The sequence below is a fragment of the Marisediminitalea oceani genome, assembly GCF_003731635.1.
GTDB classification, from domain to species: Bacteria; Pseudomonadota; Gammaproteobacteria; order Enterobacterales; family Alteromonadaceae; genus Alteromonas; species Alteromonas oceani.
This window is the reverse complement of sequence record NZ_RCUA01000053.1, coordinates 107,698-119,700: the sequence shown is the minus strand read 5'-3', so window position 1 is coordinate 119,700 and position 12,003 is coordinate 107,698. Positions and strand designations below refer to the sequence as shown.

Sequence of the window (12,003 nt, the reverse complement as noted above, 5' to 3'; positions counted from 1 at the left end):
TATGAGCAATAGCGACGAGCCAGCCTCAACCCTCGCCATACCGGTACAGCAACCGCTGCCACTGGCCTTTGTGAATGGCGAGGCGGTGATTGAAAAACCGGAGGATTTATATATTCCGCCGGAAGCGCTGGAGGTGATCCTGGAGTCTTTTGAAGGCCCGCTGGACTTATTGCTGTATCTAATCCGTAAGCAGAAATTCGATATTACCACTATGCCGGTGGCGGAAATTACCCGGCAGTACATGGAATATGTCGAGGTCATGCAAACCCTTAAGCTTGAACTCGCGGCCGAATACCTTTTGATGGCTGCCATTCTGGCCGAGATCAAGTCTCGATTACTACTGCCAAGTCGCAGTGATGAAGATGACGATGAGGAAGACCCGAGAGCGGCACTAATAAGACGTTTGCAAGAGTATGAGCTCATAAAGCAAGCGGCGGAAGACCTCGATTTGCAGCCGCGCATGGAACGCGATTTGTTCAGCGTCAGCGTTGAGCCATCGGCCGATATCCAGCCGGTGATAATTCAGCCGGACGTGTCGCTACAGGAACTGGTACTGGCCTTTTCAGCCGCCATGCAGCGTGCTGCCGCATTTGAGCATCACCACATCGCTCCTGAAGCCCTGAGTACCCGGGAGCGTATGAGTAAAATTTTGCAGTTACTCAATGCCGAAGAATACACCCCGATGGAAGCGCTGTTTACTGCCGAAGAGGGGCGGGCCGGCGCGGTTGTAACCTTTCTGGCCATTTTAGAACTGGTTAAAGCTCAGAGTATTAACCTGGTACAGGCCGGGCCGTTTGCCCGTATTCATGTGAAGTTAGGTAGTTTTGAAGCACCATGAAAAAAATCAACAGTGAGCAGCTTAAACAGCTTATCGAGGCAACTATCTTTGTTTCGGATCAACCGGTTTCCGTAGATAAATTAAAAAATACTGTACTGGCCGATTTCACCGTCAGTGATAAAGCGATACAATCAGCGCTGAACGCCCTGCAGCTGGACTATCGCCCGCGCGGTATTCAACTGGTTGAGGTGGCCAGTGGTTATCGGTTTCAGTCACTGGATAGCCTTAGCCCCTGGCTGAGTCGTCTGTGGCAGGAAACCAGTCCCAAATATTCCCGGGCAATGTTAGAAACGCTGGCACTGATTGCCTATCGACAACCCATAACCCGGGGAGAGATAGAGCAGGTGCGTGGTGTGGCGGTTAGCAGCAACATTATTAAAACGCTTACTGAACGTGAGTGGATAAAAGTGATAGGCCACAAGGAAGTACCCGGTCGGCCAGCGCTGTATGCTACGACTAAACAATTTTTAGATTATTTTTCGCTGAAGTCACTCAGTGACTTACCCAATGCCGAGGAGTTTATGGCCTCGCTTGATGCCACTCAAAACGTGACGCATGTATTGCATGACGACACAGGGTCGCAGGCTGAAGGTGATAGCGACAACCAAAAAGAGTCAATACACTAATGACAGAGAAATTACAGAAGGTACTTGCCAACCATGGCATAGGTTCACGCCGTGAAATGGAGCGCTGGATTGAGCAGGGCCGTATATCGGTGGATGGCACCGTGGCAAAGCTTGGCGATCGGGTTGATGCAACAGCGCAAATTCGCGTAGACGGCCACATTTTGTCGCGCAGTAATGAAGAGCCAGTATGCCGCGTACTGATGTACAATAAGCCGGAAGGCGAGCTGTGCACCAGAATTGATCCAGAAGGCCGAAGTACCGTTTTCGATCGACTGCCAGCAATAAGCCAGGGACGCTGGATTGCCGTGGGCCGACTGGATATAAACACCAGCGGTTTACTGCTGTTTACCAACGATGGTGAAATGGCCAATCGCCTTATGCACCCACGCTGCAAAGTTGAACGTGAGTATGCCGTTCGTATCTTTGGCGATGTGTCAGCGAAATCGCTCCAGATCCTGAAAAAAGGCGTAATGCTGGAAGATGGTATGGCCAAGTTTAATACCATTAAACCTCGGCCATCCACTGATGATGAAAGCATGAATAACTGGTTTAACGTTACCCTCGAAGAAGGGCGTAACCGTGAAGTTCGACGTTTATGGGAATCTCAGGATTGTCAGGTGAGCCGGTTGATTCGCGTTCGTTACGGGCCAGTTGAACTGCAGAAACGCTTACCCCAGGGAGCATGGGTTGAGTTACCCCTGAGTGAAGTGAATGCGTTGCGCCATATCGTTCAGCTACCGGCTGAAGATGAAAGCATGGTTGATGAACGTCAGACCAAGCTTGACCATGCTCGCCTGAGTCGCATGCGTCGTTCAGTTAAAAAACACAAGATCCGTAAAGAGCGGGTTCACCAACGCCGTCAGTTTTAATCATTAGGTCAGGCTAACCCTGTGTGCAATACATGCAGCGGTTAGCCTTATTGCGCCAGTAATCTTTCTATTTCCTGCTGAATTGATTCCGGACTGGTTTGCGGACCAAACCGTGAGATCGTGGCACGGTCTTTACTGATCAGGAATTTAGTGAAATTCCATTTTATAGCCTTGGTGCCAAACAGGCCTGGTGCCTGGGCTTTCAGGTATTTATATAACGGACTGGCTGCGGAGCCATTCACCTCAATTTTCTTCATTACCGGAAAAGTAACGCTGTAATTGAGGCTGCAAAAAGACTGGATGCTGGCATCGTCGCCGGGCTCCTGCTGACCGAACTGATTGCAGGGAAAGCCTAATACGACCAGCCCGTTATCTGCATATTGCTGATGTAACGCTTCCAGCCCTTTGTACTGAGGCGTAAAGCCGCATTTACTGGCTGTGTTGACGATAAGCAGTACTTTGTTGTCAAAGGCCTGCATGGCAATATCGTCACCATGACTATTCTGAACGGTTAAATCTGAGAATTGTTGCATTACATTGCCGAGCTCTTGTAGCGGACTTTTGATGTCATAGTGTCCGGAATTTCAAGCTTAACATCACGTTCTAAAATAATCTCACCGTTTAACCGGACGGTATCAGCAATCGATAATGTCGGAGTTGAAGGGTTGTCATTATTTTCCGGATCGTCATAAATGATATCGCCGTCGATAACACTATTACCACTAATACGGATGTCACCGTTAACCGTTTCGATGTTGTCTGTGAGAGTGAGGTCGGCGGCTTCAATGTCTCCATTTACGGTAATCAGGCTGCCGTCAACTTTAGCACCGAAACCCAGGATGATATCACCATTAACCGACTCGATACTGTCACCTGAAACCAGTTGCTGACCGGCTTCAATATCACCGTTCACCACGGTAATCCCGTCAATTTCACAAAAATTGCCTACGGTAACACCACCATTGACGGTGGTTAGTTCATCCGCTTTAACATTATCGCTGAGGGTAATGCCACCATTTACCGTAGTCAGTGAACCTACCTGTCGATTTTCCGACACACTGATGCTGCCAAATACCCGGTTTACATTGCCATCATAGTCGGAAGAGCTGTGACCGCCGACATTGATAACACAACCAGAAAGCGCCGTACCCATCACGAAACACAAGGGAGCCAGGCGAAGCTTGTTCATTAAACGATTTTTCATAATGCACTTGATCAGAATAAATTAAAGACCGGCCAACCTTAGCACGAGGGGGGTAATGGGCGTACTTTAAAATAATTTCAAAATATGTCTGAAGCGGTAAAAGGCAAGCAAAGTGGGGGAGGGATTATTTGACAAAACAAGAAGCGGATAATGGCTTGCTCAGTATTTCGGGAAGCAAGCCATACTGAATGGCGTTACTGCTCAAGCGGCGTATTGAAATCTTCCGACAGTTCAAAGTCGCTGTCTACGGTTTCTACACGGTCGTCTTTAAAAGTAATAATCAGGCTTTTTTCGAAGTCTTCGCCGCGTTTTTCCATACCACGCTTCATTTCATAGTAGTAATACCAGGTGTCTTTATCGAAGGCGTCTTTGAGGATTGGGCGGCCCAGAACAAACTCAACCTGTTCTTTTGTCATTCCGATGCGCAGTTTTTTTACGTCCTGCTCGTCCAAAAAGTTACCCTGAGGAATATCTATCCGGTAAATCCAGTTAGAACATGCAGTTGATAAAAAAGTAAGTGAAAGCACAACAATCAGGTGAGACAGCTTCATTAACAGATAAATCCAATTATTACAGTAAGTATTCGTTATTATTTGGTCTGCATGCCAGGCTGTTAGGCGCGTTGGACAGTCATTGCAGACGCTATCGGTGCCGAGCATGCTAATCGCTCAACACCGGCACGTCAACTTTGACCAATGAATTGCAATTTAGTTCGCTAGAGCATTATCAAGTAATTCTTTGGCATTAGCCAGCGCATTGGGGGTAATTTTATCACCCGCCAGTAAACGTGCCAGCTCATCAATTCTGGCTTGTTCAGTAAGCGCTAAAATATGGGTTTGGGTTTCGCTGTTTTCGGTTGTTTTGGTCACAAACAGCTGATTATGCGCCTGCGCCGCTACCTGCGGCAGGTGGGTAACACACATGACCTGATTTTCCTTACCGAGACGGCGTAATAATTGACCTACTATCGAAGCCGTGGGGCCGCTGATACCGGTATCCACTTCGTCAAAAATCATCGTGGGGGTCAGACTGGTATCACGGCTGATCACCTGTAAAGCCAGGCCAATTCTGGATAATTCCCCGCCAGATACCACTTTATCCAGTCGATCCTGCGGTTGCCCCGGGTTCGTCGCTACTTTCATGACCACGGTATCCATACCCACTGCAGAGGGACGTGCCTGTTCGCCGTAGATCACATCAATGAAGAATTCTGCGTGGGGCATATTTAAGGTGCGGATTTGTGTCTCAACCATTCCGGCTAACTTTCCTGCTGCATTACAGCGGCTTTGTGAGAGTTTTTCGCTGGCGGCAATATACTCAGCATGGCTGCTTTCCAGCTCTTCCTGCAGGGCTGTCAGTCTTTCCGTATCAGCACTAAGACCGGCCAGTTCTTCAGCCAGTTGCTGGTGATGCTCGTACAGTGCTTCGGGCATTACCTGGTGCTTTCGGGCCAGTTCCATGGCCTGGGCAAAGCGCTTTTCAACCTGCTGCAAACGCATTGGATCGATTTCCAGTTGATCACAATAACTGCGTAGCTCATTCGCCGATTCTTCCACCTGAATGGCAGCTTCGTTAAGCATCGCCACGATGGGGGTTAATGCCGGGTCGTGATCCTCCAGATTACTGAGTTTATCAATGCTGGTCTGAATAGCCGACAACGCGTTAAATTCGTCGGCTTCATATAAATGATAAAAGCTCTTTTGCGCTTCCTCGAGCAGGGTCTGGCCATTGCTCAGGCGTTTGTGTTCAGCTTCAAGCTCACCGAACTCGCCTTCAGCCAGGGCAAACTCGTCCAGCTCAGCTACCTGATAGCTTAACAATTGCTCTCTGTCGGCACGTTGCTGGGCAGCCTGTTCCAGAGCGCTTAGTTCTTTTGCCAGTTGTTGCCAATGCTTATATGCCGATGCCGTCGCAGAGAGTAACGGGCCGTGTTCGGCAAAATCATCCAGCAGTTTGCGTTGTACGTCGTCTTTTAATAACTGCAGGTGAGTATTCTGCCCGTGGATCGCCAGTAAAAACTGCCCCAACTGTTTTAGTTGCTGAAGCGCAACCGGTACGCCATTAATGAACGCCTTTGAACGGCCTTCTTTAGAAATCAGCCGACGAATAAAGCAGGTGTTGGGATCGTCATCCAGTACAAGGTCATTTTCATCCAGCCAGGCTCTCGCCAGCGGCGCGTCGAGCAGCGAAAAATACGCTATGATCTCTGCCTTATCAGCGCCTTTTCTTACTGCCGATGCATCGGCACGCTCACCAAGACATAAGCTGAGCGCGTCGATAGCAATGGATTTACCAGCACCGGTCTCACCGGTCATCGCTGTCATGCCGTTCTCAAAGGCAATGTTGATTTCTTTCACTACAGCGAAGTTTTTAACCGATAAATGCGATAACATAAATGCCTCACAGTTTGACTAGATGAATATACAGTATGTGTAAATATATACAGTATTTTAGGTGAGATAAATGCTACTTAGCGCAATTCCCATGATTAATAAGCCAAGATGCTGATAATGCTATAAAAAAATTTCTTCAAGAAGCTGTAGCAAGGTAACATTTGTGGTGTAGTTAAATAAACCCGGCTATATCAATGCCTATTTATACCTTTCATCACTGGGCAAATGTCAGGTGCCTGAAAATACACGGCTTAATATTTTTCACGTATACAAAATTAAACGTGTTTAAAGAATCGTACATAGCAACCTGGTAAATCTGGCGTATAGTTTAATCTTTACCCTAATCACGTTGTCGAATGTAGATTATGAGCGCTTGTTGCCAGAGAAATTATCTTCACAACAAAGGATTGTTCCTGCTCAGTGCTGTGACATCCAATGTTTATGCCGTTCCGTCTTCCCTGCAGTCCTTATCTCCTGACCAGTTGAACTTACTAGCCTATGCCACTATTGCCTGCGCAGGCTTGTTGCTAGTGACGATTTTATTTGGCGCTTTCAAGCGAAGCCGACTTAACCAGAAGCTGAATAAAGCCAACTCACTGCTCACGGTGCAGCAGGAGCGCTTAAATGCAGTGAGTGTAGGGGTGATTCTGGTTGATGAAGCATTAACGGTGACTTATGCGAATCGTACAGGGGCATACTTACTAAGCCACAACGCTGATAGCGTGAAAGGAAAAGGGCTGGCAGACTTGCTGCCGGTCGAAGCACAACAATCATTTAGTCAGGCCCGCGGCGCCAGCCGGGAGGTGGCTATTCAGTGTGTGCTAAGTCAGCGGGAGAGGGCATACCGGTTGCGTATCAATCCTGCTCTCAGTCAGGCGGCAGAAGCGCATATGATGATCATTGTTGAGGATGTGCAGGATTACCAACAGCGCCTGGATGATTCTGCCGCCATGCTTGACCATGTCAGCGGACTATTCGATGGTCAGAAACTGGGCCTGGCGAAAATTAAGCTGGCCGCGCAACAGCTTAAAGTAAATGAAAGTTTAGCCGGCTGGCTCGGTATTGAGCCCGGCGAGCTGTCGATGCAAGAGTTTATGCAGCGCGTAGACTCTCGCGATCAGCAAATGCTCAGTGGCGCGCTGGAGCGTCTGGCGAGCGGCGAATTGCTTGAGGTCAGTACGTCTTTGCGGGCAAAAGATGACAGCCTTATACCCGTTACGTTATGTGGTGCTCTGGCAGAGCATACCGGTGAGTCTGATTCACCTGTTGCGCATATGTCGGTAGCGGATTGCCGGGAGATAACCCGCGCCAAAACAGAGCGTGACGTGGCAATACAGCGTTTTAATGCACTGGTATCCACTGCTACACAGCCGGTCTATTTACTCGATGCTGAGCGCAAATTTGTCGACGCCAACCGCGCATTTCTGAGTTTGTTTAAAACCGACTTAATGTACATTAAGGGTAAACCGGTTAGCGAACTCAAGCTGTTTGATGAAGCCTTTAAGGCTCTCCATCAAACCCGGGATAAAATGACGACCAGTCGTCAGGCTATAACAGTAGAAAGAGACGACGGGCAACGCCTGTCTTTGCAAGTGGTATTGCAGGCACTGGCAGGAGAGTCGGGCGCTGCTATGGGGATTATCGAGGATCATACCGAAGTGGAAGCCCTGACCCATGATGTGACCGAAGCCAAAGATCGCCTGAGTATGTTTACCGACCATTCACCAATGGGTATCGCGGTGTTTAATCGCGAAGGCGATATTAAAGAAGTTAACCAAACCCTCTGCCGTCAGCTGGACATGAACAGCCAGCAACTCATGTCACAGTCATTTTATCAATTGTTCTCGGATCAAGCGGAAACCGATAAGTTAACCCAGCGACTGGACAGACACGATCAGGCTCGAGAGTTTCCGGCCCGCTTAAAATGCGGTACCAACAAAACCTTTTCGACAACCCTGCACGCCAACAAAATCAGTGAGATCCCTGAAGAATATGTGTGCTGGGTTGGTAGCCGTGAAGAGCAGGATTACCTCACCAGTCGCTTTGAGCGTCTGGTGAAGTACGCCAGTGTGCCGGTAGCACTGCTAACCAATGATTGCTTTACGCAGTTTAATTCTGCTGCCTGTGCTTTCTTCGGTATTCAGGATGAAGAAGAAATGCTGGGCCTGCAGTTAACGGCCCCCGAGCTGCATGGCGCAACAACCAATACAGAAACCCTCGCGCAAAAGCTGGAAACCGTTGGTAGCCGCGGTCAGGTGGTTACCCTAAGCTGGCAACACCAGTATCAGCAGCGCGTGTTACCCTGCGAGCTTACGCTTATTCCTATTCTGAGAGACGCTAAATTACAGGGCATCATTTGTATCTGGATTGACTTGCGTGCCATTGAACATGCCAAAGCGGCCCGTACTGAGGCGGTTAAATTACGCCAAGCGGCAGAGCTGGAAGTTGAGGCTAAACAACAGCTGCTGGCCAGTAGCCAGCATCAATTGGCGCAACAGCAGGAAGCCCTGGTAGAAACGGAGCAAACGCTGGCGCAGGCCGAACTTAAATTACAGGGTGCCGAAGTTACCCTGTCAGAAAAAATTGAAACCATCTCAGAGCTACAGCAGGCCCATAAAGATATCAGCGAGCATCTGGCCAGTCTGAAGTCTGATTACACCCAAAACCGTGAAATGCTGGAACAAAGTCAGCAGGCTAATGCTGCGCTTGAGGCGCAGCTTGAACGCTCCAGTATGAAAGTGGGCAGTCTGGAAAAACAACGCAACCAGATAGCCGACGCGCTGCAATACAGCGAACGTAAATATTGCGAGGCACAACAGCAACTGGAGCAGAGTCAGCAAAAGACATTGCGCCTTGAGCAACAACAGGCCGAGCAACAAAAAGCGGTTGAAAATTATGTGGCAGAAATCGCTGGTTTACAGGCTTCCATCGAAGATAAAGACAAGCAGATTGGTGATGTCAGCGGGCAGATAGCCGCTTTACAATCACAGTTGACCAGTTCCAGTGAGGCATCGGAAAAATTACGTGAGCAATTGGCTAACCAGCGTAAAGCCAGTGAGCAGGCAGAGCAGGAACGCCGGGAGCTGGCGATGGCCTATCAGAAAATGCAAGCTGAAGCCGAGGGTAAAGCGCGTCATATCAACCACTTGCAGCATGAGATGGAAATGCTCGAGGCGATGTCTTCCCAGCAGAAAGGCGATATGCAGGCCCATGCCGAACAACTGGCAAAAGAGCTCGAGGCTAAACAGTCACAGCTGCAATCAACCCAAACGGCACTGGCTGAAATCAAGCAGCAGGCCGAACAGGATAAGCAGGAAAAAGCGGCCCAGCAGGAACGCCTGGCGCAGCTGCAGAATGAACTGGCTGACGCCGAAGAAAAGGTTTCTTTAACCCAAAGCGAAGAACAGAAACTCCAGCAGGAGCTGAACCGCTCCAAAGAGCAGGCTCAGGCATTAGAAGCAAAACTAGCCCAGCAGGAAGAGCAGGAAGCAAAACTTCAGGCGCAGGTGCAGGAGCAGCAGTCAGCCCTGAAATCGAGCCAGAGCAGTATCGAGCAGCTTGAGGAGCAGCAGCAATTGCTTACCGAGCAACTGGAAACGGTCCAGCGCGAATACGCGGCGTCTCAACAGTCGTTAACCCAGCAGAATTCGTCACAATCGGATCTACATGCACAGCTCAGCTCGCTGGAAGGTGAACTCAGTGAACGAAAATCACAGCTCGAAAGTCGCGAGAAGGCGTTACAACAGGCTCAGGCGAAACTTAAAGACAGCGAGTCCAAACTGGCGGAACAGGAAAAAGCACTGGTAGAAGCACAGAAGGTTGAGTTGCAGCAAGCCCAGGAAGGCACTGTGCAGGTACGCGAAAAACCCGACTTTGCCGACCTGGCGATGCCGCCGGATCCCAATACCTGGTTTGATTTGTTGAATTACCTGCAAAGCAGTCATCAGGTAAGCTCAATGGCGACGTCGTTGACCAGTCTGATGGATAAGCTCGCAGAGGCTACGCGGATTATGGATGACGCAGTGATGGCTGACGACCATCGGGCTATACTCATAGGAGCCCGGCGATTAATCAGTGTGATCAGTACTATTAATTCGGCGCCTTTAAAAGACATGGAGTCGCGTTTAGGCACAGACTGTAACCATGACAATATTGATAATATTTCTATTTACTGGCCTATGGCCAAGCAGAATCTTCAGCGTACGTTAAGAGTGATTTATTCTCACCTGTATGAAGATTAATAGTGGGTTTGGCGGCTTGCGGCTTAATAGTTGAAGAATAGTGCCGTGGCCGCCACTGTCGCAGCGTTCTGGAACGAAGAGCTCACCGACACTGGCTAATAATAAAAAATAAACTGCTTTACTTGCCTGCGGGATTAGCGTACCTTAGCTGGGCTTTAGAAAGTTAAAGCTTTATCCCTTACTGCATTATGCTTCTCTTTTTCTGCTTTTTATTCAATTAAGTCGAACTTGTATTTACATTTGCTTTACTGGTAAATGTTTTCTTCGTATCTATAGCTTCACCGATGGTAAGCCATCGCACTTAATATTTAATAAAAAGGTTTCAATTATGTCTGATCCTGTAAACGGCGTAGTAAAGTGGTTCAATGACGATAAAGGTTTTGGTTTTTTAACACCTAATGACGGCGGCAAAGACGTTTTCGTTCATTTCCGTTCTATCGCTTCTGAAGGCTTTAAGTCACTGGCAGAAGGCCAACAAGTTCAATTTATTATTGAACAGGGCCAGAAAGGTCCACAAGCTTCTAATGTGATTGCATTATAAAGCTAACGATATTAAGGGCTGGTAATAACCAGCCTTTTCCTTCACTTACTTTCTTTTTCTGATCAACAGCCCGCCATTCAGATCTGCTTTTTCCAATAATTAAAAAAATAAGACACGCTATGATTCAAACAATTAATGGTTTACGCATTAATGTAAAACCACCTATATCCAATATTTCTGTGAATAAATTTAACGTTGCTTTTGAAGACCGTCACAACAAAAAATACGTGCCGCTGCAAAGCGCCATGGAAGCCAGAAAGTTTGTTGCCTGGTTGCAGACGATTTAGTCAAAGCTCCAGCTAAAACGTAAGCCCAAAACGACGGCATCATGGGCATCACGGGCGGCACCCGGTGAGCCAATCCATTGCAAACTGGGCTGAACAGCCAGACCGGTATTAAACGTTGTAGCAGAGGTAAGTTCCAGGGCGGTTTCATCGTTACCATACTCCTCAGACCTCACGTCCGAGGTTCGGGCATGAGCAATGGCGAGGCCGAACTTCTCGTCGCCAAAGCCCCACAATTCACCGCTTACCTGCAGCCCAACAGAATAAAATTCATCGAAAAAGTTAAACTTGCTGGCGCCAACGCCGGCCCGACCAAACACGGTGATCTGGTGCTCTGAAGCTAATGGTCTAAAACGGTGTTCGGTGCGCAAATAAAAGCCGTTATTTTGCCCCGGCTAGCGCCGGCATTTTGCAGCACTACGGAGTCATCATTATAGCCCCACCATCCAGCCAGCAATTTACTCTGTGCTGACTCGTAAGCATATTCCGTTACAACCATCAGGTTGATGCGTTTCTCTTCCTGAGCGGCAGTATGATAATAAAACAAAGGGTCGCCGGGCTCGCCATCAGCGACAGCAAATTGCACTGAATGATTACCGCGCTGATAAGCAAACCTGGCGGTTAAAAAGGGTTGCGGGTAAGTGCTCGGGCCATTGGGACCGCTGATACCAAATACGGAGCCCATGCCAAAGGCACTGTGTACAAACAGGTTGGCGCTTTGAAGGACATCAAAGTGATAATTAATGTCATAAACGCCAACCAGAGCCGAAAAAAAACGGGGTATTGTAACCCAACGCCAGGGTGCCTATATGCACGCCGGCTTCGCTGGCTTCAATATTACTGATACCCTGCTCGTCGCCCACGATATCCGAAATCGACTGGTTGTCGGTTAGCCAGAGTTCACCCTGTAGGGAAAAGCCGGAATCGAACTGATACTGTGCCCCGAGGTTGGCAAAATAGAGCAGGGCAGAGGAACGCTTACGCCCGCCATGCAGGCTGGCAAAAGA

General features: G+C 48.6%; 12 protein-coding genes. 6 read left to right on the top strand and 6 right to left on the bottom strand.

Translation table 11 applies throughout. The annotated features are described in order from the left end of the window. Position 1 precedes the first annotated feature (1 nt). Genes D9T21_RS15410 through rluB form a run of 3 tightly spaced genes read left to right on the top strand, consistent with a single transcriptional unit; the run spans position 2 to position 2,333 of the window. A complete protein-coding gene (locus D9T21_RS15410) occupies positions 2-838 on the top strand; it encodes a segregation and condensation protein A (protein ID WP_105934432.1) in 837 nt (278 codons plus the stop codon). Then, positions 835-1,464 (top strand): SMC-Scp complex subunit ScpB, encoded by a 630-nt coding sequence (gene scpB / locus D9T21_RS15405; protein ID WP_105934433.1) that lies wholly within the window; start codon positions 835-837, stop codon positions 1,462-1,464. Before D9T21_RS15410 ends, scpB begins: the two co-directional genes overlap by 4 nt. Further along, positions 1,464-2,333, top strand: coding sequence for a 23S rRNA pseudouridine(2605) synthase RluB (gene rluB, locus D9T21_RS15400; RefSeq protein ID WP_105934434.1), 870 nt, complete (start codon positions 1,464-1,466; stop codon positions 2,331-2,333). Before scpB ends, rluB begins: the two co-directional genes overlap by 1 nt. A gap of 47 nt (positions 2,334-2,380) precedes the next feature. On the opposite strand, the gene D9T21_RS15395 is transcribed toward rluB, so the two are convergent. The 4 genes from D9T21_RS15395 to recN all read right to left on the bottom strand — a co-directional run bounded on the left by D9T21_RS15395 (position 2,381) and on the right by recN (position 5,930). After that, complete coding sequence (locus D9T21_RS15395) at positions 2,381-2,866, bottom strand: glutathione peroxidase (protein WP_123325807.1); 486 nt, start codon at positions 2,864-2,866, stop codon at positions 2,381-2,383. Further along, positions 2,866-3,537 carry a DUF4097 family beta strand repeat-containing protein gene (locus D9T21_RS15390; protein ID WP_105934436.1) on the bottom strand — a complete coding sequence of 224 codons (672 nt, stop codon included), beginning with the start codon at positions 3,535-3,537 and terminating at the stop codon, positions 2,866-2,868. Before D9T21_RS15390 ends, D9T21_RS15395 begins: the two co-directional genes overlap by 1 nt. A gap of 194 nt (positions 3,538-3,731) precedes the next feature. Continuing rightward, entirely contained in the window at positions 3,732-4,088 is a 357-nt protein-coding gene (locus D9T21_RS15385; protein WP_105934437.1) for an outer membrane protein assembly factor BamE, read from the bottom strand. Between the two features lie 156 nt (positions 4,089-4,244). Next, positions 4,245-5,930 (bottom strand): DNA repair protein RecN, encoded by a 1,686-nt coding sequence (gene recN / locus D9T21_RS15380; protein WP_123325806.1) that lies wholly within the window; start codon positions 5,928-5,930, stop codon positions 4,245-4,247. 530 nt (positions 5,931-6,460) lie between these two features. Here recN and D9T21_RS15375 point away from each other — a divergent pair. The 3 genes from D9T21_RS15375 (at position 6,461) to D9T21_RS22765 (ending at position 10,999) form a co-directional block, all read left to right on the top strand. After that, the gene (locus tag D9T21_RS15375) at positions 6,461-10,171 is read left to right on the top strand and encodes a PAS domain-containing protein (RefSeq protein WP_164464711.1); all 3,711 of its coding nucleotides are present in this window, start codon (positions 6,461-6,463) and stop codon (positions 10,169-10,171) included. Between the two features lie 328 nt (positions 10,172-10,499). Then, entirely contained in the window at positions 10,500-10,712 is a 213-nt protein-coding gene (cspE, locus tag D9T21_RS15370) for a transcription antiterminator/RNA stability regulator CspE (protein WP_123325804.1), read from the top strand. Between the two features lie 119 nt (positions 10,713-10,831). Further along, a complete protein-coding gene (locus D9T21_RS22765) occupies positions 10,832-10,999 on the top strand; it encodes a hypothetical protein (RefSeq protein WP_164464710.1) in 168 nt (55 codons plus the stop codon). Here D9T21_RS22765 and D9T21_RS15365 read toward each other — a convergent pair. Beyond that, positions 10,996-11,367, bottom strand: coding sequence for a carbohydrate porin (locus D9T21_RS15365; protein ID WP_123325803.1), 372 nt, complete (start codon positions 11,365-11,367; stop codon positions 10,996-10,998). The genes D9T21_RS22765 and D9T21_RS15365 overlap by 4 nt on opposite strands. Further along, positions 11,337-11,681: a hypothetical protein gene (locus D9T21_RS15360; RefSeq protein ID WP_123325802.1), complete on the bottom strand. Its 345-nt coding sequence runs from the start codon at positions 11,679-11,681 to the stop codon at positions 11,337-11,339. Before D9T21_RS15360 ends, D9T21_RS15365 begins: the two co-directional genes overlap by 31 nt. Positions 11,682-12,003: the final 322 nt, after the last annotated feature.

What these genes read in the sequence shown, in the direction of transcription:
- scpB (WP_105934433.1), top strand. Translation starts at nt 835, where the DNA reads ATGAAAAAAATCAACAGTGAGCAGCTTAAACAGCTTATCGAGGCAACT.
- recN (WP_123325806.1), bottom strand. Translation starts at nt 5,930, where the DNA reads ATGTTATCGCATTTATCGGTTAAAAACTTCGCTGTAGTGAAAGAAATC.
- D9T21_RS15360 (WP_123325802.1), bottom strand. Translation starts at nt 11,681, where the DNA reads ATGGGCTCCGTATTTGGTATCAGCGGTCCCAATGGCCCGAGCACTTAC.
- cspE (WP_123325804.1), top strand. Translation starts at nt 10,500, where the DNA reads ATGTCTGATCCTGTAAACGGCGTAGTAAAGTGGTTCAATGACGATAAA.
- rluB (WP_105934434.1), top strand. Translation starts at nt 1,464, where the DNA reads ATGACAGAGAAATTACAGAAGGTACTTGCCAACCATGGCATAGGTTCA.
- D9T21_RS15385 (WP_105934437.1), bottom strand. Translation starts at nt 4,088, where the DNA reads ATGAAGCTGTCTCACCTGATTGTTGTGCTTTCACTTACTTTTTTATCA.
- D9T21_RS15390 (WP_105934436.1), bottom strand. Translation starts at nt 3,537, where the DNA reads ATGAAAAATCGTTTAATGAACAAGCTTCGCCTGGCTCCCTTGTGTTTC.
- D9T21_RS22765 (WP_164464710.1), top strand. Translation starts at nt 10,832, where the DNA reads ATGATTCAAACAATTAATGGTTTACGCATTAATGTAAAACCACCTATA.
- D9T21_RS15395 (WP_123325807.1), bottom strand. Translation starts at nt 2,866, where the DNA reads ATGCAACAATTCTCAGATTTAACCGTTCAGAATAGTCATGGTGACGAT.
- D9T21_RS15410 (WP_105934432.1), top strand. Translation starts at nt 2, where the DNA reads ATGAGCAATAGCGACGAGCCAGCCTCAACCCTCGCCATACCGGTACAG.